The organism is Rhizobium sp. SRDI969 (assembly GCF_025152725.1).
Classification (GTDB): Bacteria; Pseudomonadota; Alphaproteobacteria; order Rhizobiales; family Rhizobiaceae; genus Rhizobium; species Rhizobium leguminosarum_I.
Window position 1 is genome coordinate 786411 of record NZ_CP104035.1, and the last position, 24956, is coordinate 811366.

The following is a 24956-nucleotide window of genomic DNA, read 5'->3' on the forward strand; positions in this document are numbered from 1 at the left end:
CCTACCGCACGCTTTCGAACAACCGAACACCCGTCAACTCCGCCAGCCTCCCCACCAACGCATCCTGAAACCCAGCATCATTAACCTCCGCCGACGCCTCCCGCAGCTGCCGATGATACCAATACCCGCCGCTCACCTTCGCAGCTCCCTCATCGCTCGTCGCCAGCCATGTCTGCGTAAGATGCCCCATCTCCAGGTTATCGGGCGCGCCGGCGCCGCCCATCTTGGTCGGCACCCAGCCGGGGTCCACGGCGTTGCTGAAAACATCCGGCCAATGGCGGGCGATAGCGGCGGCGAGGGTGGCGATGTAGAGCTTGCTTTCCGAATAGGCCTGGCTGGCGTTCCACGGCCGCTTCTTCCAGTCGATATCGTCAAGGGCGCTGCTGCCGCTGCGGTGCATGCCGCTGCTAAGATAAACCAGGCGATCGGGACGGGTGATCCATGCGGTGAGCAGATAGGGGGCAAGCACATTCACCGCCAGCGTCTTTGCGTGTCCATCCGGCGTTTCGCCCCGGCTCCTCTCGAGGTAGATGCCGGCATTGTGGATGACGGCGTCCATGCGGCCGATGGTGTTGACCTGAAGGGCGATCGATCGCGTTTCAACGGCGCTGGCGAGATCGCCAATCACAATGCCGAGCGCCGCAGCCGAAATTTCGGAGATATCGGAGGCGCGCTCGCTGGAGCGGGCATGCAGCACGACCTCGTGGCCTTCCTTCATCAGGGTGCGGGCGGCGGCAAGGCCGAGGCCATCGGTGGAACCGGTTATGAAGATGCGGCTCATGGGGGCTCCTTTCGCGGTGGCGTGGCGCGTTTGCCCATCCTCGTTGCCAGCTTTGGTGCGGGCTCATTGACTCTCAAAAAATAGCGATTTCAGATCTCAAGCCAGGTTGACTGTCACGAATCAAACTCAAACTGCTTGTCTATCAATATCTGCATTTTTTGATAGACAAACGCCGTTGAGTTGATCATGGTGCAGACAAGGCTATTTGCCTTGCAAATTTCGCGAAATCTGGAAGTCAAATATGGTCCAACATCCTCTCGACCTGTCAGATGCTGTAGAATACCACTACGATCAGTTTCCTCCAGAGAGGATTGATGCCAACCAGCTTATAATGCCGATCGCCTCGGCATCAGCCGCGCTTGCCCGTTATGATCAGATGCTGAAAGGCATGCACAATAGTGAAATCCTGCTTGCGCCATTGCGCAATCAGGAAGCTGTCGTCTCATCCCGAATGGAAGGAACCGTAAGCACTCTCGACGAAGTCCTGCGGTATGAGGCAGATCAGGAGGAAAGCGGTAACGAGCCGGAAGGCCATTATCGGAATGAAGCGATCGAAGTCTTCCTCTATAGCCGAGCCCTGACCGCGGCGCAGCGCAGCATCGAGCAAGGCGCGCCCCTTTCAAGCTTCCTTATCAAGAGCGCTCACAAGGTTCTGCTCGGCTTTGGTCGAGGTGCACATCTTTCTCCCGGTGAGTTCAAGGTCGAACAAAATTACCTGGCCGACCGCATGCGCCGCAAAGTGCATTTTGTCCCGATGCGCCCGGAGCAGCTTAATGATGGGATGGAGCGACTTTTCTCGTTCGTCGAGGATAGGAATTGGCAGATACTGATCAAGACGGCCGTCGCCCACCTTGAGTTTGAGGCATTGCATCCTTTTAAGGACGGCAATGGCCGAATCGGGCGAATGCTCATCACGCTAACGCTATGGAAATATCGAGCAATATCCGCTCCTCACTTCTATATCAGCAGCTATTTCGAAGATCGACGCGACGAATATATTGACGGGATGCGCGAGGTTTCGAAATCAGGTGCGTGGACCGAGTGGATTGTGTTCTTTCTAGAGGCGCTTGAAACCCAGGCGAATAAGAACCTTGCGACCGCAGAACGGATTCGTGATCTTTACGACGAGCTCAAGCGGGAATTTCCGCAGATCCTCACATCTCAATGGAGCACCTCGGCGCTCGACTTTTTGTTCTCGCGTCCCGTGTTCCGGAACAATGTATTTACAAGCAAATCGGGGATTCCGGAAGCAACTGCACACCGGTTCACGCGCATCCTGGTCGAGAAGGAGCTGGTTAAGACATTGGAGCCCTCCGCAGGCAGGCGTCCGGCTCTATACAGCTTTGAGCCGCTGCTGCGAATTGTTCGCGAATAGGCGCCGGCTGCGCCTCACCCGCGCTCTTCAAACAACCGGACACCAGTCAACTCCGCAAGCTTCTCCACCAGCGCCTCCTGAAACCCGGGATCACCAACCTCCGCCGCCGCCTCCCGCCGCTGCCGATGATACCAATACCCGCCGCTCACCTTCGCGGCTTCCTCCTCGCTCGCCGCAAGCCACGTCTGCGTCAGATGCCCCATTTCCAGGTCATCTGGCGCGCCGGCGCCGCCCATCTTGGTCGGCACCCAGCCGGGATCCACGGCGTTGCTCAGAACATTCGGCCAATGGCGGGCGATGGCGGCGGCGAGGGTGGCGATGTAGAGTTTGCTTTCCGAATAGGCCTGGCTGGCGTTCCACGGCCGCTTCTTCCAGTCGATATCGCCAAGGGCGCTGCTGCCGCCGCGGTGCATGCCGCTGGTGAGATAGATGAGGCGATCGGGACGGGTGATCCAGGCCGTGAGCAGATAAGGGGCAAGCACATTCACCGCCAGCGTCTTTGCGTGACCTTCCGGCGTTTCGCCGCGGCTCCGCTCGAGGTAGATGCCGGCATTGTGGATGACGGCGTCCATGCGGCCGATGGTGTTGACCTGAAGGGCGATCGACCGTGTCTCGACTGCGCTGGCGAGATCGCCGATGACGATGCCGAGTGCTGCAGCCGATATCTCGGAGATATCGGAGGCGCGCTCGCTGGAGCGGGCATGCAGCACGACCTCGTGGCCCTCCTTCATCAGGGTGCGGGCGGCGGCGAGGCCGAGGCCATCGGTGGAACCGGTGATGAAGATGCGGCTCATGGGGTTTCCTTTCGCGGTCGCGTGGAGGGCGTCTGTCAATCAGCTCAATGCGGGAGTTGGGTTGTGGGTTCCTGGGGTTGGTCGATATGTAGGCGGTTCGGACCGATCTAAGACCCCTCCCCAACCCCTCCCCACAAGGGGGAGGGGCTAGCCCAGCATCACCGCTTTGCCCGAGATCATCTCGTCGTTTGCCGATCTGGAGTTTTGGGAGATGCGGTGCGGCAGGTTAAGCCCCTCCCCCTTGTGGGGAGGGGTTTGGGGCGGGGTCTTTGCCCAGCAAGCGGGGGTCCGAAGGACGGGTGCAGGCAGGCGGAGGAGGGCTTTTTAGGCGGTGATTTCAGCGCTTTGACTCGAAGCTCATGCCGCACTCATCGGCAGCGGCATGGATCCTCGGGTCAAGCCCGAGGACGACGGAGGGTGGGGAGAGGCGACCGGCCAGAGGCGCGACGTCGGGCGTCGTTTGCCGTTTCCCTCAACCTTATAACGTCAAGCGCGCTGTCTCGGCCCGGTCTGTTATCACGCCGGCGATCTGGTCGATAGGGTCTCGATCGGGCGATACGTCTGCGAGCTCATCGGCGACCTTGCCGGTCAATGTCAGCACCTTGTCGCAAAGCTCGTTCACGCGGCGGCGCAAATCGGGAAAATATAGCGAATGTGGAGAAGGTGTCCAGGGAAGTTTACCGATCGGGATATTTTTGGGATATGGAAGGGGTTGAGGTACGAAATTTCCCGCTCGGTAAAATAGTTAGGAGTTCTTTGAGCGCGCGTGGATCCTCGGGTCAAGCCCGAGGATGACGGAGGTGGAGGGGAGCGACTGGCAAGAGGCGGGACGCCAGAGCAAGTCCGGCGGAAGCGCGAAGCGGTTTTCCGCTGCTTGCCGCATAGGCTTCCTCATACTCCGTCATCCTCGGGCTTGACCCGAGGATCCATGCGGCGAGCACTTTGCTGGCCGTCGGCACCGGGGACGGCAGGGGGCATCCATCGAAGAACATATACGCGCCGAGTGCTGCATGTGGGTGCTCGGGTCAAGCCCGAGCATGACGGAGAGTGAGGTGGGGCTTCCGGCTAAAACGGCAACGCCGTCAGCCCTGCGCTACTTGCCGTGTCGTTCCCCCACACTCCGTCATCCTCGGGCTTGACCCGAGGATCCATGCGGCATCCATCGGCAGCGAGGTATGGATCCCAGGCTCAAGGCCTGGGATGACGGAGAGTGGGGTGGCGTCCCAACCAAATTCCACCCATTAAACCAATGAAATCACCCCATCATCACCTCCGCCGCTCCGCTCCCGCCGCGATCGTCTGCACCAGCTCGTCCACCTCCCGCGCCAGCCGCTCCAGCGGCAGGCCGACGAAGCGGCCTTCGAGGCTGATGCTGACGACGCCGTGGACGGCGCCGAAGAGGGTGCGGGCGCGGATGGCGCGGTCTTCGGGCGGCATGTCGGGCTGCAGTTCGGCCAGCGGTTCGGCGATCACATCCATCAGGAAGAGGTGCTCGTTAAGATGCCATTGCGGCGTCGGGCTGGTTTCCGGCGGGAAGTGGTCGAACAGCGCCTTCCAGAGGTTCCGGTGCTCGACGGCGAAGGCGAGGTAACCCTGCGCCAGGTTGCGCAGCCGGTCGGTCGGCGGTTTGTCGCGGGTCTCGGGCAGGGTCAGCCTCGCCTCCAGCGCCTTCAGCGTGGCGGAGTTGACGTGGATGACGAGCTCGGCGAGGTCTGAAAAGACCGTGTAGAGGCCGCCGAGCGCGCAGCCGGCATCCTGGGTGATGTCGCGGGCTCTGAGGTTTGCCAGCCCGTCCTTGGCGATCCGCTCGCGCGCCGCCTCGATCAGCCGGGCCTTCAGGTCTTCGCGTTTTTCTTCTCGTCTACCGGCCATTAACCATGCCCTTTCGATTTTTTTGAACGTCGTTCAAAATATATCTTGAACGACGTTCATGATTCTGGCATAACACCTCTCGTGAACAACGTTCATAAACCGGAGGAAGGAAATGTTCAAACTGATTTCCATTTTGTTGCGGGGCAGGGCGCATGATGCCGAGCAGGCTTTCGCCGATCATCACGCCGTGCCGCTGCTTGCCCAGCAGATCCGCGATGCCGCCCAGTCGATCCAGTCGGCCCGCCGCAGCGTCGCGGTCGCCATCGCCCAGAACGAACAGGAGAAGGGGCAGCACGGGGCGATCGTTGCCCGCATCGCCGATCTCGAAATCCGCGCCTCCGCCGCTTTGGCGAAGGGCAATGAGGGCCTGGCCCGCGAGGCGGCCGAGGCGATCGCCTATCTCGAAGCCGAGCGCGATGCGTCCGAGAAGGCGCAGAGCCAGTTCACCAGCGCGATCGACAAGCTGAAAGGCATCGTCCGCGCTTCCGAGGCACGGCTGCAGGAGCTGCAGCGCGGCGAGCGGCTGGCGCGCGCCACGCAGGAGGCGCAGAAGCTCGACGTGGTTGTTGCCGGCCCGGGCCTGGCGACGCTCGACGATGCCGAGGAGACCCTCGCCCGCCTTCGCCTGCGCCAGAGCCAGAATGAGCTGACGGCCGTCGCCCTGAAGGACATGGAAGGCGCCATCCGCCCGGCCGGGATCATCGAGAAGCTTGCCAATGCCGGCTGCGGCGCGCCGCTGCGCTCCTCCGCCGATGATGTGCTGGCGCGGCTGAAGAGCCGCGTCACGCCTGCTGCCTGAAACCGCATCCATCCAACCATTCATCCATCGAACCATAGGGACCACTGATATGAACGACAGTTTCCAGAAACATTCCGCAAGCTGGGTCAGCTTCTCCTACATCTCCTTCGGCTCGGCCGCCTTCATGCTGGCGCTCGGCCTCTACATGATGCCGCTCGATCTCTGGGGCAAAGGCTATCTCGCCATGGGCATTCTGATGCTGGTGCAGACCACGGTGAATATCACCAAGACGCTGCGCGACAATGCGGAATCCGAAAAGCTGATCCGCAAGGTCGAGGATGCCCGCACCGAAAAGCTGCTCGTCAAGTTCAATCGTAGCGATGAAGATTGACCTTCCTTAACCACAGCGCAGAGTTGTTGACGCATTCAACTTTTGCGTAACAACTCTGTGGCCTTCTCGTGTCAGCCGAAAGAGGAACGAGCCCGTGCAACACAATCTGATGACCTCAAGGAAATTCGCGCCGCTGTTCTGGACCCAGTTCCTCACGGCCTTCAACGACAATTTCCTCAAAAACACCCTGGTGTTCCTCATTCTCTTCAAGATGTCGGCCAGCGAGGGGGCTGCCCTGGTGACGCTCGCCGGCGTCATCCTGATCGTGCCCTTCCTGCTGCTGTCGGCGCTCGGCGGCGAACTCGCCGACAAGCACGACAAGGCAAAAATTGCCGAGCTGCTGAAACGCTGCGAGATCGCCGTCGCCGCCCTTGCGGTGGTCGGTCTGGCATTCTCCTCGATTTTTGTGCTGATGGCGGCGCTGTTCGGCTTCGGCATCGTCTCGGCGCTGTTCGGGCCGATCAAATACGGCATCCTGCCCGATCATCTCGAACGCCGCGACCTGCCGAAGGCCAATGCCTGGATCGAGGGCGGCACCTTCATCGCCATCCTCGCCGGCACGATCATCGCCGCCTTCGCCTTCTCAGGCGGCGACAATGTGCTGATCTTCGGCACGATGATGATGGGGCTGTCGGTGCTCTGCTGGCTGGCCAGCCGCATGATCCCGGCCACCGGCTCCAAGGCGCCGGATCTTCAGATCGACCGCAATGTCATCCGCTCCAGCTACACCCTCGTCAAAGAAATCCGCGCCGATAAACGCCTGTGGCGTTCGGCGCTGATGAATTGCTGGTTCTGGCTGGTCGGCGCCTTCGTGCTGTCCATCCTGCCGACCATGGTGACCGAGCTGCTCGGCGGCTCCGAGATCGTCGTGCCGGCCTATCTCACGGTCTTTGCCATCGCCGTCGCCGTCGGATCGGCGATTGCCGCCTGGATGTCGTCGGGCCGCATCGTGCTGCTGCCGGCCCCTGTCGGCACGGCGCTGCTCGGCCTCTTCAGCCTCGATCTCGCCTGGAACCTCTGGGGCCTGGCTTCGGTGAGCCATGCAACGACGATCGCCGGCTTCTTCACTGGCCAGAATACCATCCGCGTCGCCATCGATCTCGCCGGCATGGCGATCTCGGGCGCCTTCATCGCCGTGCCGACCTTCGCCGCGCTGCAGACCTGGGCGCATGAGGACCGCCGCGCCCGCGTCATCGGTGCCGCCAATGTGCTGTCTGCCCTGTTCATCACCGTCGGCCTCGGCCTCGTTGCCGCCGTCCAGGCGATGGGCGCTTCCATCCCTCAGATCCTGATCGGCCTCGGCATCATCAATTTCGCCGTTGCCTGGCTGATGCTGAAGACGCTGCCGACCAATCCCTTCCGCGATTTCATCTCGATCCTGTTCCGCGCCTTCATGCGCCTCGAGGTCGAAGGGCTCGAAAATATCAAGAAGGCCGGCCGCGCGCCGATCATTGCGCTCAACCATGTCAGCCTGCTCGACGGCGCCTTGGCGCTTGCCATCACCGAGGAAGAGCCCACCTTTGCCGTCGATTACAAGATCGCCCAGGCCTGGTGGGTGCGTCCTTTCCTGAAGATGTGCAAATTCCTGCCGCTCGACCCGACAAAGCCGATGGCGACGCGTTCGCTGATCAAGGTGGTGCAGGACGGCAATCCGATCGGCATCTTCCCCGAGGGTCGCCTGACGGTGACCGGCACGCTGATGAAGGTCTATGATGGTGCGGCCATGGTCGCCGACAAGACCGGCTCGATGGTCGTGCCGGTGAAGATCGACGGGCTGGAGAAGAGCTATCTCTCCTATCTCGACAACGGCAAGATCCGCCGCCGGCTGTTCCCCAAGGTCAAGGTCACCATTCTCGAGCCGGTGAAGCTCGAAGTGCCGCCGGAGCTGAAAGGCCGCAAGCGCCGCACGGCGGCAGGGGCTGCCCTCTACCAGGTGATGTCGAACCTCTTGTTCCAGACCGCCGATACCTCGTCGACAGTGCTCGATCGCGTCATCCGGGCGGGCCACGAATTCGGCATGAAAAAGCTTGCCGTCGAAGATCCGGTCACCGGCCGGCTGACCTATGGCAAGCTGCTCACCGGTGCTGCCGTGCTCGGCGCCAAATTTCGCACGATGTTCCCGGAAACCAACCTCGGCGTCATGCTGCCGAATGCCAATGGCGCCGCCGCCACCCTTCTTGGCGTGATGACGGCAGGCAAGGTGCCGGCCATGCTGAACTTTACCGCCGGTGCCGCCAATATCCTCTCCGCCTGCAAGGCGGCTGAAGTCAAGCATGTGCTGACCTCGCGCGCCTTCGTCACCCAGGCGAAGCTCGGTGCCGTGATCGAGGAGATGGAAAAGCAGGTGACGATCGTCTGGCTCGACGATCTCCGGGCTGAAATCTCATTCAAGGACAAGATCATCGGTCTTCTCCGCAAGAGCCAGCCGCTGGTCAAGCGCCGGCCGGACGATCCCGCCGTCATCCTCTTCACCTCGGGCTCCGAAGGCACGCCGAAGGGCGTGGTGCTCACCCACCGCAATATCTTGTCGAATGCCGCCCAGGCCGCCGCCCGCATCGATTTCCACAGCGGCGACAAGGTGTTCAACATCCTGCCGGTGTTCCATTCCTTCGGGCTGACGGCCGGCACGGTGCTGCCGCTGATCTCGGGCGTGCCGGTTTATTTCTATCCGTCGCCGCTGCATTACCGCATCGTGCCGGAGCTGATCTATGTCTCCAACGCCACGATCATCTTCGGCACCGACACCTTCCTCAACGGCTATGCCAGGACGGCGCATCCCTACGATTTCCGCTCGATCCGCTATATCTTCTCCGGCGCCGAGCCGGTGAAGGCCGCGACCCGCCAGACCTATATGGAAAAATTCGGCCTGCGCATCCTCGAAGGCTATGGCGTCACCGAGACGGCGCCGGTCATTTCCATCAACACGCCGATGTACAACAAGTCGGGCACGGTCGGCAAAATCCTGCCCGGCATGGAATGGAAGCTCGAACCGGTGCCCGGCATCGATGAGGGCGGAAGGCTGCATGTGCGCGGCGCCAATGTCATGGCCGGTTACCTCCGCGCCGAAAAGCCCGGCGTGCTCGAGCCGCTCGCCGACGGCTGGCACGACACCGGCGATATCGTCACCATAGACGAGGACGGCTTCGTCAAGATCCGCGGCCGCGCCAAGCGCTTCGCCAAGATCGGCGGCGAAATGATCTCGCTCGCCGCCGTCGAGACGCTCGCCGCCGAACTCTGGCCGGGCGCGCTGTCGGTCGTCTCCTCGCTGCCCGACGCCAAGAAGGGCGAACGGCTGGTGCTGCTCACCGACGCCCCGACCGCCACCCGCGCCGAATTCCTCGCCTTCGCCAAATCCAAAGGCGCCATGGACATGATGGTGCCGGCCGAGGTCAATATCGGCAAGGTACCGGTGCTGGGTTCCGGCAAGGTCGATTTCGTCGCGGCGCGGAAGTTGGCGGAAAGTGCGGTGCAGCCGGGGGAGGCGGCGTAGGCGTCGTGTGGCAGGCCTCAGGCGCAAACCGGAATTGTTGCAGGCGCGTTGCAAGACCCCTCCCCAACCCCTCCCCACAAGGGGGAGGGGCCAAGCCGTGGTCCCGGCGGCGACCAAAGGAGAGGTCCTGCCGGCTGTTACCGTTAGTTTGGTACGATGCGGGGTCACGTGAAGCAGTGCGGCACGTTAGCCCCTCCCCCTTGTGGGGAGGGGTTGGGGAGGGGTCTTGAGACGGGCGCCGGCGCGGTGATCCCCCGCAGGATCGACAGGCAGACCCTGTCGAAATCGCTTTCGACAACTGGCTGCGCGTCTTTGCGCTGACCTGGAAGAACAGCCCGTCATCGTGAGGCCAGGACGATTTCGTCGCGCGGCTGGTCGTCTTGAAATTGCGCTCGGCGCGGATTTCGAGAGATTATCGGCCACGCTAGCGGCTCGATACACGCACTGCGCCGGCAGCTCGGAGACTGCGCTGGACGGCGGCGACCTGTCTGGATGCGATATCCACCGAGACCTCGATCTCGCCTTCGAGTGGCGCATCGCGACGGGCGCCATCGTCATGAGAGGCATCCCCGCCCGATGGCGCCGAGCCGGCGCTGTTCCGGTCGCTTGCCGACTGGATAAAGATGTCGGGCCTCGAAATCCCATGCTGCTGAACCAGATGTTCGACCGCCAGGTCGGCGGCTTCGCGTGTTTCGAACCTGGCTCGGATCGTGGTCGTGCTATCGTCCGCCATTGGCTGCCTCCTGATATCGATGTCCACACGATGAGAACGCCTTGGGCGGCTGGTAGTTTCGACGGCGGTCCCGGCCGCCGATTGGAATCGTTGATATCGCATTCCAAGCCTGCTATGTTCTGTTTTTGTTTCGGCGCGCAATTTCAGAGGCCGATCCCATCGCGATCGCTGAAGCCGCCATGAACGAGACAAGCTCACCCCCCATCCGGAAAATCGTCCATGTCGACATGGATGCTTTTTATGCGTCGGTCGAGCAGCGCGATAATGCGGACTTGCGCGGCAAACCGATTGCCGTCGGCGGGTCGGCCGCCCGGGGTGTGGTGGCGGCGGCGAGCTATGAGGCCCGCAAATTCGGTGTTCACTCGGCAATGCCGTCTGTGACCGCCAAGCGCAAATGTCCTGACCTGATCTTCGTGCCGCCGCGCTTTGCCGTCTACAAGGCGGTGTCGCAGCAGATCCGCGAGATCTTTGCCGAATACACGCCGCTGATCGAGCCGCTGTCGCTCGACGAGGCCTATCTCGATGTGACGCAAAATCTGAAGGGCATGACGATCGCCACCGAGGTGGCTCTGGAGATCCGCGCCAAGATCAAGCAAGTCACCGGCCTCGACGCGTCGGCCGGGATTTCCTACAACAAGTTCCTTGCCAAGATGGCAAGTGACCTCAACAAGCCGAACGGCCAGGCTGTGATCACGCCGAAGAACGGGCCGGCCTTCGTCGAGCAGCTTCCCGTCCGGAAATTCCATGGCGTCGGACCGGCAACCACTGAGAAGATGCATCAACTCGGGATCGACACAGGCGCCGATCTCAAGGAGAAGACACTGGAGTTCCTCGTCGAGCATTTCGGCAAGTCGGGCCCCTATTTTTACGGCATCGCCCGCGGCATCGACGAGCGCCAGGTCAAGCCCGACCGGGTGCGCAAATCCGTCGGCGCCGAAGATACCTTCTCAGAGGACCTCCACGCCTTGGAGCCTGCTCGCGAAGGGCTCCAGCCGCTGATCGAAAAGGTGTGGGCTTACTGCGAGGCCAACGGCATTGCCGCCAAGACAGTGACGCTCAAGGTGAAATATGCCGACTTCAGCCAGATCACGCGCAGCAAGACGGTTCTGACACCCCTGCCGGCAATCGCCGACCTCGAGGATCTGGTCAACCTGCTGCTCGCGCCGATCTTTCCGCCGCGAAAGGGCATACGGCTGCTCGGCGTCACCCTCTCCTCGCTGGAAGGACGAGCACCGGCCGCGGAACCGCAACTGCGGCTGACGTTTTAGGCGCGAGCGCCAATTCGAACGCCTCATCGGAATCTTCGCTGACATCCTGAGCTTTGCTCGCGCTCTCCTCGCGTCAATGTGCGTGGCGTCTTTGATATCGGTCGCCAACCTGACGCGCCGGCCTGGGCGGATGCGCGGCGGGCTTGGTCTTCCAGGGGGCCAGCACCGTCGGCATGCCGGCTTCGAGGCAGGCTGCGACAAAAGCCTCCCGCGCGACCATGCTCGGTATGATGCCGTTGAGGGCGCCGCGACACGTCTTCACCGCCCGATCATGGCGCTCTCCATGACGCAGCGGCCACTCGTTCTCGAGAAAATCCAGGGCGTCGTAGACGCTTGTGAAGGCGCGCTCCAAACCGCACTGCAACCGGAGTCTCACCGGCCGAACCCATGGGACATCGTTCAGCGGCATTTTTTCCTCCTTTCACGCCACCAATGATCCTGATCGAAATGATATTGTGGGCGACAGCGGACCGTTCAAGAGTCTAGGACCAGCCCAATTTTTGATCGGCGCGATGACGCAACCTTGCGTCTCCGGCTGCCGCAGGCGCCCGGTGCCCATGAGAGGCTGTGTGAACCGAGCGATTGCCGCAAATCTCTTCTCCCCTCGGGGAGAAGGTGCCGGCAGGCGGATGAGGGGGCCACACGGCACACCCCTCTCGTAACAACCTATCCGGCGACTGAGACGACGCGGGCGGTGTGGAACTCACATGCTGTTGTTGGAAAGACCGGCGTCGCCGGCCCCCTCATCCGCCCTACGGGCACCTTCTCCCCGAGGGGAGAAGAGGGAATCGAGAGGTTGCGGCATATCCCCTTCGCCCCGCGAGCGGGGGTCCGGAGGACGGGGCGAGACACGTGGCTCGACCCTGGCAAAGGTGGCGGCAGCCGGATGAGGGGCGGCCCCCGGCACAAACCAGAAAGCAGCGGCCCCGCGCCGAGACGTCGTCAGCAGCATAACAGGCGGCACCCGGGCCGCCTGTCTTCGCCTCTTCGACAAACCGTCCGTTACTTCTGTTCGGGCGCCAGAAACTCTGCGCAATAGGACGGGCCGTTGACGCCGGGGATGTCGGCGACGGTGCGGATGTCGCGGATGGTGTAATCGGAGTTGGTGGTGATTTCGGCCTGGCAGCGCAGATAGGCGGTGCGGGCCGACGCGATCTGCTTGCCGCGCTTGCCATCGGCGCCTTCGGCATATTTCGCCGGGATGCGCACGGTCTTGTAGCCGCCCCGCCAGGTATAGATGGTGCTCGATCCTTGCTCGCTGTCGCTGATCGGCGGCCCGTAGGCGGCAAAGAAGACCCCGGCCGATTTGCCCACCCAGCGGGCCTCGATCGGATTGCCGGCGGAAGGAATGGTCGTGCATCCGGCAAGCGCAATGGCAAGCCCGGCCGCGGTCATCATGCGGAAATTCATCGTGTCGTCCCTGATCTCTAGCGCATTGGCTGGCAAGCCGCCCCCGTGAGCGGTTTCGCCTGTCCCGTCTGCCCTTTAGCGCGGAACCCGGCAAAAGAAAATTGCCCCATTGAGACTTAAGTTCGATTTGCGGCAGGTGTGTCTTTTGCTGCAGCCGCCGACCTCCCGACCTGTCACAACCCCGTCAAAATTTCCGCCGGCTTTTTGGAATTTGGTGCTTGTGCAACCAGATAGGCTGTTCTATAGAAGCGCCGCTGGTCACGGAGTGTAGCGCAGTCTGGTAGCGCACCACGTTCGGGACGTGGGGGTCGAGTGTTCGAATCACTCCACTCCGACCAGTCTGAAGCCCCGCTCCGGCGGGGTTTTTCGATTCTGCTGATCTCAGCCAAAAATTCCCCAGGATTTCATCGTGAGGCGCAGAACCAGCGTGGGGCATCATCGCCAAACCCTGCCGCGTCCCTGGCCGTCCTCGCGCCTTGCGCGCTATGGATCAAAAAGAAGCCCCGCCGAAACGGGGCAAATTGGGAACGGACGGACCGCACAGGAAGGAAGGGTTGGCGTACGGCCCCGTCACAAGAGGGGGCACCTGTGCGATCCTTGTGGCCAAACGACGGATAGTCGGAAGAGTTCCTGTGCGATTCCGCACCAATCGGTCGATAGATCGCCGGTCGCATCAGTCGTTCCGCCGCTTCGTCACAAGCCGTGAAAAGCCCCGCGCCTGAAGGATTGCAGTCGGCACCTTGTTTCATTCGAATAAGAGCACATTTCGATGGAGTAAGCGTCGTCAGGAAATCAAATGGCTTACGAGCGGGATATGGCTATCGTCTTCGATAGCGTGACAAAGGCGGTGATCGTCAGTTTCCGCGGCGTCACGGTCTATCTGCCAGGTCCTTACGTTGACCGAAAGGCGGCGGTCCTGACCGCCGAAGCCCATTGCCGCCGACTTGGCTGGCGAGATTGATTGCGGCTTTTAGCAACGATCCGCAAAAGGCAGATATTTATTTTGTGAATCGCTCGTCCTTTCGCAATGAGCGCGCATGCCGAGGCAAAATGTGCTAGGGTCTTTGGCCGGTATCGAAAGACCGCTGCCGGTTTATCGCCGCTGATCATCAACAATTTCAGCGGCTTATGTGCGGTTTTGTCATAAACGCACACTTCCCCGGGACCTATGGCCAAACCAACGGCCGTCCCGTAGTTTTTCACCAACTCACAGGCGTTTGGTTTTGACATCCAAGCTCCCATGCGGAGCCGCTATGACTCACATTGACCAATCGACTGTCGAAAATACCCTGCTGAAAATGTTGAGCGCGGAACGCTTCGCACGCCTCTCGGAAGGGATGTCGCGCGTCGACCTGCCATTACGGCATGCTCTTGTCGATCACGACGTGCCGACCACGCATGTCTGCTTCTTGGAAAGAGGCCTGGCATCCATGGTTGTCAGCAGCATCGACGAAGAAGTGGTGGAAATTGGCCATATCGGGCGCGAAGGCGTATCCGGGATGCACGTCGTCCTGGCAGTAGAGACCACCCCCACGCGCACCTTCATGCAAGTCGCAGGGTCGGGAATTATGGTGCCGATGGAGACGTTTCAGCGCGCGCTCGCCGATGATCCCGAGATGAAGGATTTCTTCCTTCGCTATGTTCACACAACCGTGCTGCAGCTTGCCCATTCGGCGCTCGCGAACGCCCGCTACAATATGCATGAACGGCTGGCTCGGTGGATCCTGATGTGTCACGACCGCCTTGAAGGCAACAACCTGGCCATTACCCATGAATTTCTGGCATTGATGCTCGGCGTCCGGCGTTCCGGCGTCACCAATGAACTACACGTCCTTGAGGGCGTCCACGCGATCCGATCGACCCGCGGAAACGTGCGAATACTGGACAGGGAAAAATTGATCGAAATTGCCGGTGGCTGCTATGGAGTGCCGGAGCGCGAATATGAAAAGGTGCTGGGTCTTCCGCTCCGCGCCAGGTAGATCAGCCCATTCGCTTAATCGCTTCCGAAAAGGGCAACACGAGCAGGATATCGCCTGCTTCATTTCTGATCTCGATGCTTCTTGACCCAATGTCATATCCAAGCAGCACAGCACTGCTCATCAATGCGCGAGCATCACGCACCGCTTCCATGCGAGCGGCGTCCAAATCAGGAAGCTCGGTTCCTTCCCAGTCTTCGAGCGACCCGGCTTCCGACAGGATATTGAAGTAGAAGCGTGGCATTCGAAATCCTTCAAAGCCCGGCAGGATAAGTCGCTTATTTTGCCGTTCAGCAGGTTTCAAATCAACAGTATCGGGCATGCTTTCGTCATCTATGCCGATGCCCTTGCGGCCACTGTGCGCAACCGCACTGATAGTTGGCAGCGAGGAGCCAATGGCTTAAATTTTTTAGCGTGAGCTTGAACTCAAGATTAACCCGGAGCGGCAAGGCGTAGGAGGATGATATGATCGATTTCAATCTCTCGCTCCGGACGAAAGACGTGAACGTGCTTACGGAGGCTATTCGGACCTGGTACCGGCATAATCATGTCACGCCGACGGAACGAGCAACGCAATTGCTCTGCAGCGCGGCTGCCGATCTTTATAGCCAAGGGCACAGGACGCCGGAGGAACTGGCTACGCTGCTGATCACCAGGTTTGACAGCCCCTATTCGGTGCAGGTCAACGCAGCGACGTCCACTGCTCATCACTAAAGCATGTCGCGCAAAAGTGTGCAGCGGTTTTGCGACAACGAAATGCGTAAAAACAAAGACCTAAAGCGCGACAAGCGAATCTGAAAGATCGCGACGCGCTTTAGCGACCGGTTTCATCTCTTGGCGGACCGTAGGCGCTCTCGGATTTTGGAGGCATCGAAATGCTTCAGTCCCTCATTACCTTGTCCGATCAAGAGATCGAATGGTCATCACTGCGGTTCGGCAGTGGTGTACAAAGAACCGCTGTGAGATCGATAGCAACGAAGGCCGCCGCGCCCTGACCCTGGCCATCGATCTCGTCCAGAACTCCGCCCGGGATAGGCTCCTCCAGAACCTGACGGAGCGCCTTGGGCCCCGGTCCGGTCAGATGGACGCGGAAACCTCTGGCGCTGGCTGACCAGCAACGAGTGCCTCCATCTGGGGTCAGATCTCACTAATCAGAGCCGGAAGATGACGGCCGCAGCTATGGGAACACGTTGCCGCCAATAACCGTCATTGGCCCCTCGCAGACGTTATAACCATTGCTGGCCTGTCGTATTCGTCCCCCGTGGATGGAACTGCTTTCATAGTCGGGCGTTTTTGCCAGTTAGATCGGGTACTGCCGGCATTCCGCCGGCGCTGCCGAATGGGAGAAAAGTCATGAGAACGATATTGATTGCGATAGGCGCGTTAACTGCTTTAGCCGGATCCGCTTTTGCGGCCGAGCCTGCCAAGATGGTGGACACGAAAATGGGCAAGGTCCTGGCTACTGAAAAAGGCATGGTCCTTTACACCTTCGACAAAGATACAAACGGCAAATCCAACTGCGATAAGGATTGCCTGAAGAAGTGGCCGGCGTTCCACGCCGGAGCCAAGGCCAAGGCAGAAGGCGAATGGACTCTGGTCAAAGCTGCGGATGGCAAAGAGATGTGGGCCTACGAGGGCAAGCCGCTCTACACCTATGTCGAGGATAAGAAAGCCGGTGAAGTCAAGGGCGATGGCGTTGGGGGAGTTTGGCACGTGGCCAAATAGCTGAATCGGGGACCGCTTGAACGGGCGGTCGCCGGATCGCCTTGAACCGCAAGACCGAGAAGCCGCGGGCCGATGGAACTTGCGGCGCTGTGCTGCGATCTCAGCCGCCGACTGTGATCTCACCATCCGCAACACGTTTGACAAATATCTTCAAACCGTCATGCCTGAGTTTATTCCAACCGCCGTCGGAAATCTTCGGATCATTCCGACCGGAACGCGGCGGGAAGATCGACAGAGACATCAAGCGGCTGGAAATGCCGCAGGTTTTCCGTAATGACAGTGAGGTCATAGGCGCGCGCGGTCGCCGCGATGATGAGATCGCCGAGGCCGGGATGACGGCCCTGGCGCTCGGCGTCATCTTCCAGGGCGCCGACGATGCGCGCGACAACGGTATCCATCGGCAATATCCGATCGCCGAAACTGTCGGTGATGGAGTCCAGCCATGCCGAAAGGCGCTTTGCCCGCTCGATTCCGCCGCGACGGTGAAGGCTCCGCATTCCCTTCTCGATCTCCGCGACTGATAGAGCCGACAGAAAGAGAGCATCGGCGTCGCCTTGATCACGAAACCATGCCCGCACCGGATCGGACGGCGCCACCTTGCCCGGCGCGAACTTCGAAATGATGTTGGTGTCGAGAAGATAGGCGGTCACAGATCGATATCCCGCATTTTCGATCGGTTCCGCTCCAGCTCGACCCCACCGGGAAACGTCAGCAGAAAATCCCCGAAATTCGGCCGTGGCTTCCTCAAAGCCCTTTTCGCCGCCTCGGCCGCTTCGACCGAAACAAGCACGGCAGCGGGCTTTCCGTGCCGCGTGATTGTCACGAACTCTCCGCTTGCCGCTTCATCCACCAGACCGGCGAAACCCGCCTTTGCTTCTGCCACGCTGATTGTCGACATTAAAGTCTCCCATCTTAAATGACCATATATGGTCAAAATAGACATTGGCGTCGACGAAATCAAGAGGAGGATTTTCCAAGGGTGCTCGCCCTCTCACGTTCTAAAGATAGCCGGAATCGTTTGACGATGGCACTAAAGCGACGACGAGAGAGGGCGTTTGAAACGGTTGAGCGAGCATCGTGAAGGGATATTGCGTGCAAAGGCCAGACCCTCGGATCTCATATAACGACTTGCAAAAAAGAAAGCTATCGCTGACGTTGTGGCGACGATTTAGGTTCGCCCGGAACCGGCAATGGTACATCCATAAGGTGAATTACCGATTCCGGTAGGGCAATGAACGCCAGCGGAGGACTAATGCTGACCGACCTTCCACTACGGGCAATAGACGAGATTAACGCTACTCTCGCCATCATTGGATATGATGAGGCATGGGTTCTAGTTGAACAGCGCGATGACCCGATAACCCGGATTGGTCAAAGCCTTTTTAAGATGGCGCGAAAGCGACATGCAGCTTTCCGCGAAGATTCACGTCTGTTTGGTGATGGACAAGGGAAGAGATTTCCAAGCCTGTGCCATACGTCTAGGCGAAGATGAGTATTGCATAATGATTTGGCTTGCTGCGGCAATCAGGACGTCGGCAAGTATATCTCGGATTCTGAGTACGTCAGTCTCTGCAGAGTTTTTTTCTGCAGATTTCCCCGTCTCCAAAAATCAGCTTACCTCGCCAATGGGTGACACGTTCGAGGCTTACGCCGCTCTTTCGCTACTTCCCATATTAGATCTAGGCACGAAGTTAAACGAGTTTCGTAACCAGCTAGATTCTACTGCGCTTGAATGGCTCGTCCTGCATGAGCTTGGTCACATCGTAAACGGCCACCTTGCGCTGGGAAAGACTGTAAATGGTGTAACGTATATTCTCGAATATGATCTCGAGGCTGACCGCAACGAAAACATTACCCATCAAGCGCTCGAGATGGACGCCGACTGCTTTGCGAACCTATTCTGCGTGCAGGGCGCATTAACACGACGTCTTTCAATTGACCAAATCGATACTGGGGATGAAGGCAAACGGGTTGAAAAACGACTTCAGAGTTATGTATTCGCCGTCTTAGCAATCATACGCGGGTTCGATCACGCACCTTTTGAGATCGAAACTTTGTTCGATTCAGATCACCCTCCCGGTGGCGTTCGAATGGGCTACTTGCTGGCCCAAATGCTTGTGATGGAGAAGGAGGGTAAGATAGATTTTGGTGGCGTCAACGTAAAGGAGGCTACTGGCAAAACGGCGGTGAGCCTGGAGCGAGCTATTTCTGAAGCTACAGGCATCGATGGAAATGGCGGAAATTTGTTGGCGGCATTTGCGATAGGTGATTCATTCTTGGCGCCAGTTCTGTCACGATGGGCGAAGGTTTATCCTGAATTGAACGCTGCTAAGATCAGCCCCTTCAAACTCGCCCCACCACAATACGAGCCGGCTTGACTGCCGAAACTAGAACGCATCACAATATTATTGCCGGGTTGCCTTTTAACCGGAACGAGTCCCGAAGTGATTCGTTGAGTCGCGTGTCCAGCGTGAGGGGGCTGCATCATGAGCAAGCGACGAAGCTTCAAGCCGGTGAAAATCACCATCAATGGGAAGACCAGAACCGTCTACAATGTCGTTCAGGCGGGGAACACCTTGCTGAATGACTGGCCCGAGCAGACGCCGGCGGCCAAGGTGGCCGAGCGGCTTGTGCTTGATGTGTTCAATGATGCGGCCGGGCCGGAGCAGGTGCGCCGCGCATTCATTACCGCGGCCAAGGCGAGCGACATCAAGTTCAGCTCCTGATCCGTGGTGTTTGGCAAAAGCCCTGGCTCACTTCCATGATACCTGCTCCTGGTTTCGCAGATCCCGGGTTTTGAACTGCGTCTCCATCCAGACGGTCGAGATGATCGCGGCGAGGAAGCCGAAGGCGAGGCAGGCGATGGCCTGGGTCCGCCACGAGACGAAGGTGACCGGCGTCGGGGTGGTGGGCTTTTCAGCGCATTCGTCGGGCGGGCAGGCGCAGCCGGAAAAGGCCTTGATCAGGCAATCGCTCATGCTGCGCCGCTTTTCACCGTGTCGATGGCGGCGAGGATCTTCTGGTGAAGCGGGCAGCCGCGATCGTCGCTGCCATCGAAAAAGCGTTCGGCCTCCACCAGCGCCGTCAGCAGATCGGGTGCCCCGGCGGTGACGCGGCCCTTGGCGCGAGTCTTTTTGTTTGCTCCGGCCAGTGGGGCCGCAGGAAGGGAAGGGCTCTCGGTTGAAGCAGGTGTAAGCTTGGCAGCGGGCATCTCCGTTCCCCTCAGGCGTAGAATTGATCGTTGTTGGCGATGCCCATGATCTCGCGGGCGTAGCGGTAATGCTCCTCGACGGAAGCCGCCGCCCCGCGCAGCCAGGACGGGCCGCGGATTAAATGTTCGGGACGGCGGAGGAACGCAAAGCCGAGCGCGCCCATGCGCTGGGCCTCGATTGCCATATAGGCGCGGCAGTCGCCGATCGTCTGTGCGCCATTCCAGCGGGCATCCCGCCTGCTTTCCTCGGTCTCGATATTGCGGATGTGCTGCATTGCCTGTCCTCTCGCCCATTTGATCGGCTTGAGGAGAAAGGTATATATAATACCCTATCACGTCAATGATGAGAGGTATAAAAAATACCTCAGTGATTGACGAGGTACGAATCGTAGGTTTATGTCTGGGGCCAGTGATTGGGCGACCGGGTGCAACTCCCGAGCTGACGAAGCCCAGCGGCGCGGGAAGCGAAAGTCCTTAAGTGCGCTGTCAGAAAATCAGGACGAGGGCGAAGCGAATGGCCCCTCTGGCACGTGTCCCATCCCGGCTCCGGCCTTCAGGACTTGGCCAATGCTCTCCCGGCTTCATGGGCTTTGCTCATGGGGTAGGGGGAAGCTTTGGCCGGAACCCTCCCTCACCAGCCTTCAGGAACCTTCTCCTCCCAAGCCTAAGAGAGAGGAGTGAGAACTGAAGCTGGAGTATGAAGCTAAGAGAAAAAAGGAGGTCGGCCATGCGCAACGAAATCGAAATCACCGACGAAGTGATCGAGGCGGGTCTGGATGCCATCCGGCAAGGTTCAGAGCGAAATCCTAAAGACCATAGATCTCCCGCGCGGCGCTGAACGCCAGGAGAAACACCGCAAAGGTCACGATATAGAACCAGATTCTGCGGTTCGCGAAGTCGGTTTTAGCATCTTTTACCCTTTGTACGACGTTTGAATCATCGAGATATTCTTTAACGGACGACCTGACGTCGCGACGTTATTGGCAATCGCTTGCCCTCAGGTCGAAACTCGACTGCCCATCCTTGAAGGCGTAGTTGTAGACGGCGAGTTCGGCCTCGCCCGAATCAAGCTTCGGCTTCCAGAAAGAGCACACGGACGGGGCAATGCCTGATTTCATAACCGCTCCATCCGTTAAAGGGAGGGAATCGCTCAGACGGTAAAAATATCGGACCGTCTTCCCCTCGACAGAGATGCGCTCAAGAGTGGTAATGGCGTCTATCTTCTGCGGCAGATTAGCGTTCGCCTCGTCATTCTGGATTCTGGGAATGACGATCAGTTTGGTGACTTGGCTTGAGCTGGCAAGAAACAGAACAACAATGATCGTTCTCGCATTCGGAAATCGCTTGGCCGCCAGATGGCCGACAGCCGCGCCGATCGCTCCGAATATCCCCCCAACCAAGCCGTAAACAACCGGCGCCGGCCATGTTCCCATAAAAGCAAGCATTTCCCCTCCAATGTTATCTTCTGCTGATCTGCCCGGCAGCTTGGTGATGTGCGCACACGGGTGCCGGTAGTACACACAAAACGGTGAGATCGTCGAGCGCGCCCGGCATGGAACCTCACATCTCGATGATCGACCGGCGGACGCGGCCGACGATGGTGACGGCGCCCTGGAATTCCGGTGGCGGCACGTCTTCGTAGGAAGCGGGCTGGAAGGGCGGGTCGTCATTCGGGCGATAGCGCTTGTAGGTTGCGGCCCCCGTCTCGTCGGCGACGACATAAAGCGCGTTCGGCGCCAGGCGCTTGTCGCGCAGATTGACGAAGATGATTGAGCCCGGCGGCGAGATCTTGTTCATCGAATTGCCTTCGACCTCGAGCGCGATCCATTCGCCATCGGGCAGATCGAGGGCGGCGACCGTCGGGAATTCCGAAAAATCGGTGATCGGCGCCTGCTCGCTCAGCTGTCCGGCGCTGACCCAGGAGATTTTTGGGACATCGGCGACGGAGGCGGGCAGCTCATCCGGATCGAGCGCGTTGCCGGCGCCGAACTGCAGCCAGTTGAGATTGACCTTGAAAGCGCGGGCATATTTCTTCGCATCGGCAATGCCGAAGCCATTGCGGCCCGACTCATGCGCCTTGTAGACATTGGCATTCCAGCCGAACCGATCGACGATCGCCTTCGGCCCGGCAAAGCCCGCATTCTTTCGGGCCATGATGAGGCGCTTTGCGCGTTCTTCGCGCTCAAATTGTTCCTGCTCTTTCAACATGATATAAAAAATACCCTAAAATAAGGTACATGTCATGCCCTAATGCGCTTGACATATCGGGTATTAATTGTACCCTATTCGCCATGACATACAGCGACATCATCAACAACCGATCAGCCTTTCGGGCTTTACCGGCCTGCGCGCCGCGTCCCGCGGCGGGGGAGACCAGGGCATGAGGTTCACCATCTCAAGCGAAGAGCGGCTCGCCATGGACGTCATGCCGACCGGCGTCGTCATTCACCGGCCGCAAGGGCCAAGGGGAGGGCGGATGTCGGTGATATCAGTTCGCAACGAGGATATCCCTTTTCTCGCCAAGGCCCTGCAGCAGGTGCTGAACGCCAACCGGGAGGTGGAATCGATATGACCATCTCCACCGCAACAGCCGCCCGCTACAGCGGCTGCCCGATGTGCGGCAAGGCGCTGTCGATTGCCGAGGTGATCGAGCGCCACTGCGAGAATTGCGGCCGGCCGACCAGCCCGGAAGAGATGTGGGAAACGATCATCCCGCCCGGCGCTCTGCCGATCCCCAACCCCGATAGCCCAGCCCCTCCCTGACGGCTATCGGCCGCTGGCGTCGTTGCCCTCCCTCGGCGACGCCAGCATCCCGGGCGCGACTCTGTCGCGCCCACCGGGCGCGACTGTGTCGTGCCCACCGGGCGCGGCGATGCCGTGCCCACCCAGGCGGCGGCCTGGCAGACGACCGGAGCCTTTGCTCGCCCAAGAGCCAGCTCCGGTCGTCATCGATGAATTTGAAAATGAAGCACGAGGCTAGCCCCGCTCCGGCGGGAACGGCGAGCCGCGTTCGAAATCGGAAAGAAGGATCAAGCGATGAGCTTCCAGGCCGAGGCCGCGCCGGCGCATCAAAGCACTGATATGAACGCGCTCGAACTCTTCCGCACCGGCCGGGACTATATCGAAATCGCTGCCATCCTTGGGGTGTCGGTGCCCTCGGTGGAAACCGAGATCCACCGGCTCCGAAGCGCCGAAAAGGGCGACACCACCCAGCAGCACCACGCCGGCTCAGAGATCCGGCGGTTTGCACGCCGCACCGCCGGGCCCGGCGCCCCGGTCAATTTTGCCGGCGGGCGGCGGAGGCTGCGGATTTGAAGAGGCCACCTCAAGCGCGAAAGGGACATCGCATGGCTAAGGACACGGTGAGTGAGGAGATCATGGAAATCCTCCGCCCGGTGCTGGGCGAGGAACTGGCGGCAGCGATCATCGAGCATCGCAAGCGCACGCTGAAGAAGCCGCTGACGGTCTATGCCGCGCGGATGCAGGCCAGGGAATATCTGATGACCGGCGATCCGGTCGGCGCCGCCGAGATGCAGATCTTCCGCGGCTGGCAGGCAATCAAATGCGACTGGTACCTCAAGGAGAAGGCGAGGGAAGCCGGGTCGATCAACAGCAGCACGAGAAGGACAGCAGTGGATGCCGCACGAGATTTCCCCTCTGGTGAAGATCATTTCGGGGATGCTTTCTGGCTTCCCGGCATCCGCAGGCACTGATCCCGACATGCAGATCCGCGCCTATCTCGTCGCCGTCGAGGGCCTGCCGGCAGAGGCGGTCTGGGGGGCCGCCAAACGCTTCATCTCCGGAAAGGTGAGGGACCATAACCGCGCCTTTGCCCCGAGCAGTGCCAGCTTTGCCGAAGAGTGCCGCCATCAGCAGGCGGCGATCGAGGCCGAGCGCCGGCCGCGCCTGGAAGCCGAGCCCGAGGTGCCGCGGCCGAAAGTGCCGGCCTACAAGATGCAGCTGCTGCGTGATGCGGCCAATGGCAGCCGCAACGCCAAGCGGGAGCTCGCCCGCATGTTTCCCGACAACCCGATCATCGCCCGCGCCGCACGCGATGCACAGGAGGCCACCAAGTGACCATCACCTTTTGGACGGAAGACAAGATCGTCAAGGCGGAAAAGCTCTGGAAGGAAGGGCTGTCGGCCAGAGAGATCGCCAACCTGTTCGGCTCGAAGAAGAACACCGTCATCAACATGGCGCATCGAAACCGCGACAGGTTCCCCTCGAGGCAAGACACCTGGCATCCGCAGCCGAAGGCGGACCCGCCGGTCCAGCCGATCCGCCACCCCAACCGCGTGACGCGTGTGACCCTGTCGGGCGCGCATGTGACGATGCCGCGCGTGCCCAGCATCGATGGGCCTGCGGACCCATGAGCCAGGTCACCCCGCGCGAAACCGAAGTGATCCGCTGGATGGCGGCGGGCAAGACCGCCGCCGAGATCGGCACCATTCTCGGCATTTCGCCGATCACCGTGAACACCCACATCGCCAACGCCAAGATGAAGCTCGGCGTCTTCAAGGAAACGGCGCTGGTCGCCGCGGCATTCAGAAACGGCATCATTCGATAGAAGGACCATCAGCATGGGCGGCAAGGCCACCAAGGTGAAGACAGGACGGGTCAACAAGGGCGCCGGCCGGCCCCGCAAGGAAAATGTCGAGCGTTTTCCCGGCGGCAAGATCAAGCCCTTCGAAACCGAGAAGGACAATATCAGCGTCGCGATCTCAGCCCGCAGGCGCATCCATGGCTTCGGCCGGACGGTTGATGACGAGACGGTCAAAAGCCCCTTTGCCGGCTACACCCTCGGCCGCATGTTCCTCGACGGCCTGATCACCGCCGAGCAGTGCGAGGCCGGCGACGACTATGCCGAGGCGATCGCCCGCTACCACAAGACCACAGGCATCCCGGCCCCGAGCCCGCGGGCGCAATCGCTGTTCTCCGTCAAAGGCCATGAAGGCGAGCAGACCGAATCCTTCGCCGACCGCGCCCGCAAAGCCAGCAACCGCATGATGGCCCTGCAGGGCATCCTGCTCCGCTGCCCGGATGGGCCGCAGGTGCGCAGCATGGTCTATAACGTCACGGTGATGGACTACGACCATTTGCGCCAGATGCCGCCGCAGCAATTGCTGTGGCTGCGGCGGGGATTGACGGCTTTGCGGGGGGCGAGGGGTGGTTGACGAGGTGAAGGGTGTGA

The 24956-nt window shown here is 60.3% G+C and carries 33 protein-coding genes, 1 tRNA gene and 1 pseudogene; 21 read left to right on the plus strand and 14 right to left on the minus strand.

Annotated features, from left to right (window positions below; translation table 11 throughout):
• Window position 1 precedes the first annotated feature (1 nt).
• The gene (locus N2A41_RS03775; RefSeq protein WP_260110323.1) at window positions 2–781 is read right to left on the minus strand and encodes an SDR family NAD(P)-dependent oxidoreductase; all 780 of its coding nucleotides are present in this window, start codon (window positions 779–781) and stop codon (window positions 2–4) included.
• Window positions 782–1022: 241 nt separating this feature from the next.
• Between N2A41_RS03775 and N2A41_RS03780 the strand changes: the two genes are divergently transcribed.
• A complete protein-coding gene (locus tag N2A41_RS03780) occupies window positions 1023–2156 on the plus strand; it encodes a Fic family protein (protein WP_260110324.1) in 1134 nt (377 codons plus the stop codon).
• Between the two features lie 14 nt (window positions 2157–2170).
• On the opposite strand, the gene N2A41_RS03785 is transcribed toward N2A41_RS03780, so the two are convergent.
• Window positions 2171–2950 carry an SDR family NAD(P)-dependent oxidoreductase gene (locus N2A41_RS03785; RefSeq protein WP_260110325.1) on the minus strand — a complete coding sequence of 260 codons (780 nt, stop codon included), beginning with the start codon at window positions 2948–2950 and terminating at the stop codon, window positions 2171–2173.
• Window positions 2951–4216: 1266 nt separating this feature from the next.
• A complete protein-coding gene (locus N2A41_RS03790; protein ID WP_260110326.1) occupies window positions 4217–4822 on the minus strand; it encodes a TetR/AcrR family transcriptional regulator in 606 nt (201 codons plus the stop codon).
• A 112-nt stretch (window positions 4823–4934) separates the two neighbouring features.
• On the opposite strand from N2A41_RS03790, the gene N2A41_RS03795 reads away from it, so the two are divergent.
• The 3 genes from N2A41_RS03795 (at window position 4935) to N2A41_RS03805 (ending at window position 9442) form a co-directional block, all read left to right on the plus strand.
• The gene (locus N2A41_RS03795; protein ID WP_260110327.1) at window positions 4935–5621 is read left to right on the plus strand and encodes a PspA/IM30 family protein; all 687 of its coding nucleotides are present in this window, start codon (window positions 4935–4937) and stop codon (window positions 5619–5621) included.
• A 49-nt stretch (window positions 5622–5670) separates the two neighbouring features.
• Window positions 5671–5952: a YiaA/YiaB family inner membrane protein gene (locus N2A41_RS03800; RefSeq protein WP_003569708.1), complete on the plus strand. Its 282-nt coding sequence runs from the start codon at window positions 5671–5673 to the stop codon at window positions 5950–5952.
• 94 nt (window positions 5953–6046) lie between these two features.
• On the plus strand, window positions 6047–9442 hold the full coding sequence (locus tag N2A41_RS03805) for an acyl-[ACP]--phospholipid O-acyltransferase (protein WP_260110328.1): 3396 nt from the start codon (window positions 6047–6049) through the stop codon (window positions 9440–9442).
• Window positions 9443–9866: 424 nt separating this feature from the next.
• Here N2A41_RS03805 and N2A41_RS03810 read toward each other — a convergent pair whose 3' ends face one another.
• On the minus strand, window positions 9867–10175 hold the full coding sequence (locus tag N2A41_RS03810; RefSeq protein ID WP_162118256.1) for a hypothetical protein: 309 nt from the start codon (window positions 10173–10175) through the stop codon (window positions 9867–9869).
• A 179-nt stretch (window positions 10176–10354) separates the two neighbouring features.
• Here N2A41_RS03810 and dinB point away from each other — a divergent pair, with 179 nt between their 5' ends.
• Window positions 10355–11443, plus strand: coding sequence for a DNA polymerase IV (dinB, locus tag N2A41_RS03815; protein ID WP_260110329.1), 1089 nt, complete (start codon window positions 10355–10357; stop codon window positions 11441–11443).
• Window positions 11444–11516: 73 nt separating this feature from the next.
• Here dinB and N2A41_RS03820 read toward each other — a convergent pair whose 3' ends face one another.
• Window positions 11517–11852, minus strand: coding sequence for a DUF982 domain-containing protein (locus N2A41_RS03820; RefSeq protein ID WP_222253738.1), 336 nt, complete (start codon window positions 11850–11852; stop codon window positions 11517–11519).
• A gap of 593 nt (window positions 11853–12445) precedes the next feature.
• Window positions 12446–12853 carry a hypothetical protein gene (locus N2A41_RS03825; RefSeq protein WP_017963207.1) on the minus strand — a complete coding sequence of 136 codons (408 nt, stop codon included), beginning with the start codon at window positions 12851–12853 and terminating at the stop codon, window positions 12446–12448.
• Between the two features lie 261 nt (window positions 12854–13114).
• Here N2A41_RS03825 and N2A41_RS03830 point away from each other — a divergent pair.
• The 3 genes from N2A41_RS03830 (at window position 13115) to N2A41_RS03840 (ending at window position 14832) form a co-directional block, all read left to right on the plus strand.
• Window positions 13115–13191 (plus strand) — tRNA-Pro (locus N2A41_RS03830).
• Between the two features lie 458 nt (window positions 13192–13649).
• Entirely contained in the window at window positions 13650–13814 is a 165-nt protein-coding gene (locus N2A41_RS03835; protein ID WP_170257879.1) for a hypothetical protein, read from the plus strand.
• Window positions 13815–14106: 292 nt separating this feature from the next.
• Entirely contained in the window at window positions 14107–14832 is a 726-nt protein-coding gene (locus tag N2A41_RS03840; protein WP_222295582.1) for a Crp/Fnr family transcriptional regulator, read from the plus strand.
• Window position 14833: 1 nt separating this feature from the next.
• Here N2A41_RS03840 and N2A41_RS03845 read toward each other — a convergent pair whose 3' ends face one another.
• Window positions 14834–15073: a DUF6894 family protein gene (locus tag N2A41_RS03845; protein WP_017963210.1), complete on the minus strand. Its 240-nt coding sequence runs from the start codon at window positions 15071–15073 to the stop codon at window positions 14834–14836.
• Window positions 15074–15294: 221 nt separating this feature from the next.
• Between N2A41_RS03845 and N2A41_RS03850 the strand changes: the two genes are divergently transcribed.
• From N2A41_RS03850 to N2A41_RS03860, 3 genes and pseudogenes are all read left to right on the plus strand, one after another.
• Window positions 15295–15543, plus strand: a complete 249-nt coding sequence (locus tag N2A41_RS03850) for a hypothetical protein (protein WP_162118251.1) — start codon at window positions 15295–15297, stop codon at window positions 15541–15543.
• 161 nt (window positions 15544–15704) lie between these two features.
• Window positions 15705–15940: pseudogene (locus N2A41_RS03855) on the plus strand (hypothetical protein).
• 242 nt (window positions 15941–16182) lie between these two features.
• A complete protein-coding gene (locus N2A41_RS03860; RefSeq protein WP_170263528.1) occupies window positions 16183–16554 on the plus strand; it encodes a COG4315 family predicted lipoprotein in 372 nt (123 codons plus the stop codon).
• A gap of 200 nt (window positions 16555–16754) precedes the next feature.
• Here N2A41_RS03860 and N2A41_RS03865 read toward each other — a convergent pair whose 3' ends face one another.
• Both N2A41_RS03865 and N2A41_RS03870 read right to left on the minus strand, forming a co-directional pair.
• Entirely contained in the window at window positions 16755–17204 is a 450-nt protein-coding gene (locus tag N2A41_RS03865) for a type II toxin-antitoxin system VapC family toxin (RefSeq protein WP_017963214.1), read from the minus strand.
• On the minus strand, window positions 17201–17452 hold the full coding sequence (locus N2A41_RS03870) for a type II toxin-antitoxin system Phd/YefM family antitoxin (RefSeq protein WP_260110330.1): 252 nt from the start codon (window positions 17450–17452) through the stop codon (window positions 17201–17203). The genes N2A41_RS03865 and N2A41_RS03870 overlap by 4 nt, the downstream gene beginning before the upstream one ends.
• 505 nt (window positions 17453–17957) lie before the next feature.
• Here N2A41_RS03870 and N2A41_RS03875 point away from each other — a divergent pair.
• Together N2A41_RS03875 and N2A41_RS03880 are read left to right on the plus strand one after the other, a co-directional pair.
• Complete coding sequence (locus N2A41_RS03875) at window positions 17958–18932, plus strand: hypothetical protein (protein ID WP_260110331.1); 975 nt, start codon at window positions 17958–17960, stop codon at window positions 18930–18932.
• A gap of 108 nt (window positions 18933–19040) precedes the next feature.
• Window positions 19041–19280, plus strand: coding sequence for a DUF982 domain-containing protein (locus N2A41_RS03880; protein ID WP_003546088.1), 240 nt, complete (start codon window positions 19041–19043; stop codon window positions 19278–19280).
• Between the two features lie 27 nt (window positions 19281–19307).
• On the opposite strand, the gene N2A41_RS03885 is transcribed toward N2A41_RS03880, so the two are convergent.
• The 5 genes from N2A41_RS03885 to N2A41_RS03905 form a co-directional block, all read right to left on the minus strand.
• Window positions 19308–19532 (minus strand): hypothetical protein, encoded by a 225-nt coding sequence (locus tag N2A41_RS03885; RefSeq protein ID WP_017963217.1) that lies wholly within the window; start codon window positions 19530–19532, stop codon window positions 19308–19310.
• The gene (locus N2A41_RS03890) at window positions 19529–19765 is read right to left on the minus strand and encodes a hypothetical protein (RefSeq protein ID WP_017963218.1); all 237 of its coding nucleotides are present in this window, start codon (window positions 19763–19765) and stop codon (window positions 19529–19531) included. Before N2A41_RS03890 ends, N2A41_RS03885 begins: the two co-directional genes overlap by 4 nt.
• A gap of 11 nt (window positions 19766–19776) precedes the next feature.
• Window positions 19777–20040, minus strand: a complete 264-nt coding sequence (locus N2A41_RS03895) for a hypothetical protein (RefSeq protein ID WP_017963219.1) — start codon at window positions 20038–20040, stop codon at window positions 19777–19779.
• A 702-nt stretch (window positions 20041–20742) separates the two neighbouring features.
• The gene (locus N2A41_RS03900) at window positions 20743–21210 is read right to left on the minus strand and encodes a hypothetical protein (protein ID WP_027668505.1); all 468 of its coding nucleotides are present in this window, start codon (window positions 21208–21210) and stop codon (window positions 20743–20745) included.
• 115 nt (window positions 21211–21325) lie between these two features.
• Window positions 21326–21973: a S24 family peptidase gene (locus tag N2A41_RS03905; RefSeq protein ID WP_222387769.1), complete on the minus strand. Its 648-nt coding sequence runs from the start codon at window positions 21971–21973 to the stop codon at window positions 21326–21328.
• 172 nt (window positions 21974–22145) lie between these two features.
• Here N2A41_RS03905 and N2A41_RS03910 point away from each other — a divergent pair, with 172 nt between their 5' ends.
• The 8 genes from N2A41_RS03910 to N2A41_RS03945 all read left to right on the plus strand — a co-directional run bounded on the left by N2A41_RS03910 (window position 22146) and on the right by N2A41_RS03945 (window position 24939).
• Complete coding sequence (locus tag N2A41_RS03910; protein WP_018495302.1) at window positions 22146–22337, plus strand: hypothetical protein; 192 nt, start codon at window positions 22146–22148, stop codon at window positions 22335–22337.
• On the plus strand, window positions 22334–22528 hold the full coding sequence (locus N2A41_RS03915) for a hypothetical protein (RefSeq protein WP_260110332.1): 195 nt from the start codon (window positions 22334–22336) through the stop codon (window positions 22526–22528). Before N2A41_RS03910 ends, N2A41_RS03915 begins: the two co-directional genes overlap by 4 nt.
• A gap of 273 nt (window positions 22529–22801) precedes the next feature.
• Window positions 22802–23080: a sigma-70 region 4 domain-containing protein gene (locus N2A41_RS03920; RefSeq protein WP_260110333.1), complete on the plus strand. Its 279-nt coding sequence runs from the start codon at window positions 22802–22804 to the stop codon at window positions 23078–23080.
• Window positions 23081–23112: 32 nt separating this feature from the next.
• Window positions 23113–23478 (plus strand): hypothetical protein, encoded by a 366-nt coding sequence (locus N2A41_RS03925; protein ID WP_260057516.1) that lies wholly within the window; start codon window positions 23113–23115, stop codon window positions 23476–23478.
• Window positions 23444–23842, plus strand: coding sequence for a hypothetical protein (locus N2A41_RS03930; RefSeq protein ID WP_260111104.1), 399 nt, complete (start codon window positions 23444–23446; stop codon window positions 23840–23842). The genes N2A41_RS03925 and N2A41_RS03930 overlap by 35 nt, the downstream gene beginning before the upstream one ends.
• Complete coding sequence (locus N2A41_RS03935; protein WP_170263545.1) at window positions 23839–24138, plus strand: GcrA family cell cycle regulator; 300 nt, start codon at window positions 23839–23841, stop codon at window positions 24136–24138. Before N2A41_RS03930 ends, N2A41_RS03935 begins: the two co-directional genes overlap by 4 nt.
• Window positions 24135–24332, plus strand: a complete 198-nt coding sequence (locus N2A41_RS03940; protein WP_017963229.1) for a response regulator transcription factor — start codon at window positions 24135–24137, stop codon at window positions 24330–24332. Before N2A41_RS03935 ends, N2A41_RS03940 begins: the two co-directional genes overlap by 4 nt.
• Before the next feature lie 13 nt (window positions 24333–24345).
• A complete protein-coding gene (locus tag N2A41_RS03945) occupies window positions 24346–24939 on the plus strand; it encodes a hypothetical protein (protein WP_260110334.1) in 594 nt (197 codons plus the stop codon).
• Window positions 24940–24956 lie beyond the last annotated feature (17 nt).

Excerpts from the sequence above, each read along its gene's own strand:
- N2A41_RS03775 (WP_260110323.1), bottom strand. The coding sequence starts at position 781 with ATGAGCCGCATCTTCATAACCGGTTCCACCGATGGCCTCGGCCTTGCC.
- N2A41_RS03780 (WP_260110324.1), top strand. The coding sequence starts at position 1,023 with ATGGTCCAACATCCTCTCGACCTGTCAGATGCTGTAGAATACCACTAC.
- N2A41_RS03785 (WP_260110325.1), bottom strand. The coding sequence starts at position 2,950 with ATGAGCCGCATCTTCATCACCGGTTCCACCGATGGCCTCGGCCTCGCC.
- N2A41_RS03790 (WP_260110326.1), bottom strand. The coding sequence starts at position 4,822 with ATGGCCGGTAGACGAGAAGAAAAACGCGAAGACCTGAAGGCCCGGCTG.
- N2A41_RS03795 (WP_260110327.1), top strand. The coding sequence starts at position 4,935 with ATGTTCAAACTGATTTCCATTTTGTTGCGGGGCAGGGCGCATGATGCC.
- N2A41_RS03800 (WP_003569708.1), top strand. The coding sequence starts at position 5,671 with ATGAACGACAGTTTCCAGAAACATTCCGCAAGCTGGGTCAGCTTCTCC.
- N2A41_RS03810 (WP_162118256.1), bottom strand. The coding sequence starts at position 10,175 with ATGGCGGACGATAGCACGACCACGATCCGAGCCAGGTTCGAAACACGC.
- dinB (WP_260110329.1), top strand. The coding sequence starts at position 10,355 with ATGAACGAGACAAGCTCACCCCCCATCCGGAAAATCGTCCATGTCGAC.
- N2A41_RS03820 (WP_222253738.1), bottom strand. The coding sequence starts at position 11,852 with ATGCCGCTGAACGATGTCCCATGGGTTCGGCCGGTGAGACTCCGGTTG.
- N2A41_RS03825 (WP_017963207.1), bottom strand. The coding sequence starts at position 12,853 with ATGAATTTCCGCATGATGACCGCGGCCGGGCTTGCCATTGCGCTTGCC.
- N2A41_RS03835 (WP_170257879.1), top strand. The coding sequence starts at position 13,650 with ATGGCTTACGAGCGGGATATGGCTATCGTCTTCGATAGCGTGACAAAG.
- N2A41_RS03840 (WP_222295582.1), top strand. The coding sequence starts at position 14,107 with ATGACTCACATTGACCAATCGACTGTCGAAAATACCCTGCTGAAAATG.
- N2A41_RS03845 (WP_017963210.1), bottom strand. The coding sequence starts at position 15,073 with ATGCCACGCTTCTACTTCAATATCCTGTCGGAAGCCGGGTCGCTCGAA.
- N2A41_RS03850 (WP_162118251.1), top strand. The coding sequence starts at position 15,295 with ATGATCGATTTCAATCTCTCGCTCCGGACGAAAGACGTGAACGTGCTT.
- N2A41_RS03860 (WP_170263528.1), top strand. The coding sequence starts at position 16,183 with ATGAGAACGATATTGATTGCGATAGGCGCGTTAACTGCTTTAGCCGGA.
- N2A41_RS03870 (WP_260110330.1), bottom strand. The coding sequence starts at position 17,452 with ATGTCGACAATCAGCGTGGCAGAAGCAAAGGCGGGTTTCGCCGGTCTG.
- N2A41_RS03875 (WP_260110331.1), top strand. The coding sequence starts at position 17,958 with ATGCAGCTTTCCGCGAAGATTCACGTCTGTTTGGTGATGGACAAGGGA.
- N2A41_RS03880 (WP_003546088.1), top strand. The coding sequence starts at position 19,041 with ATGAGCAAGCGACGAAGCTTCAAGCCGGTGAAAATCACCATCAATGGG.
- N2A41_RS03885 (WP_017963217.1), bottom strand. The coding sequence starts at position 19,532 with ATGAGCGATTGCCTGATCAAGGCCTTTTCCGGCTGCGCCTGCCCGCCC.
- N2A41_RS03890 (WP_017963218.1), bottom strand. The coding sequence starts at position 19,765 with ATGCCCGCTGCCAAGCTTACACCTGCTTCAACCGAGAGCCCTTCCCTT.
- N2A41_RS03895 (WP_017963219.1), bottom strand. The coding sequence starts at position 20,040 with ATGCAGCACATCCGCAATATCGAGACCGAGGAAAGCAGGCGGGATGCC.
- N2A41_RS03900 (WP_027668505.1), bottom strand. The coding sequence starts at position 21,210 with ATGCTTGCTTTTATGGGAACATGGCCGGCGCCGGTTGTTTACGGCTTG.
- N2A41_RS03905 (WP_222387769.1), bottom strand. The coding sequence starts at position 21,973 with ATGTTGAAAGAGCAGGAACAATTTGAGCGCGAAGAACGCGCAAAGCGC.
- N2A41_RS03910 (WP_018495302.1), top strand. The coding sequence starts at position 22,146 with ATGAGGTTCACCATCTCAAGCGAAGAGCGGCTCGCCATGGACGTCATG.
- N2A41_RS03915 (WP_260110332.1), top strand. The coding sequence starts at position 22,334 with ATGACCATCTCCACCGCAACAGCCGCCCGCTACAGCGGCTGCCCGATG.
- N2A41_RS03920 (WP_260110333.1), top strand. The coding sequence starts at position 22,802 with ATGAGCTTCCAGGCCGAGGCCGCGCCGGCGCATCAAAGCACTGATATG.
- N2A41_RS03925 (WP_260057516.1), top strand. The coding sequence starts at position 23,113 with ATGGCTAAGGACACGGTGAGTGAGGAGATCATGGAAATCCTCCGCCCG.
- N2A41_RS03930 (WP_260111104.1), top strand. The coding sequence starts at position 23,444 with ATGCTTTCTGGCTTCCCGGCATCCGCAGGCACTGATCCCGACATGCAG.
- N2A41_RS03940 (WP_017963229.1), top strand. The coding sequence starts at position 24,135 with ATGAGCCAGGTCACCCCGCGCGAAACCGAAGTGATCCGCTGGATGGCG.
- N2A41_RS03945 (WP_260110334.1), top strand. The coding sequence starts at position 24,346 with ATGGGCGGCAAGGCCACCAAGGTGAAGACAGGACGGGTCAACAAGGGC.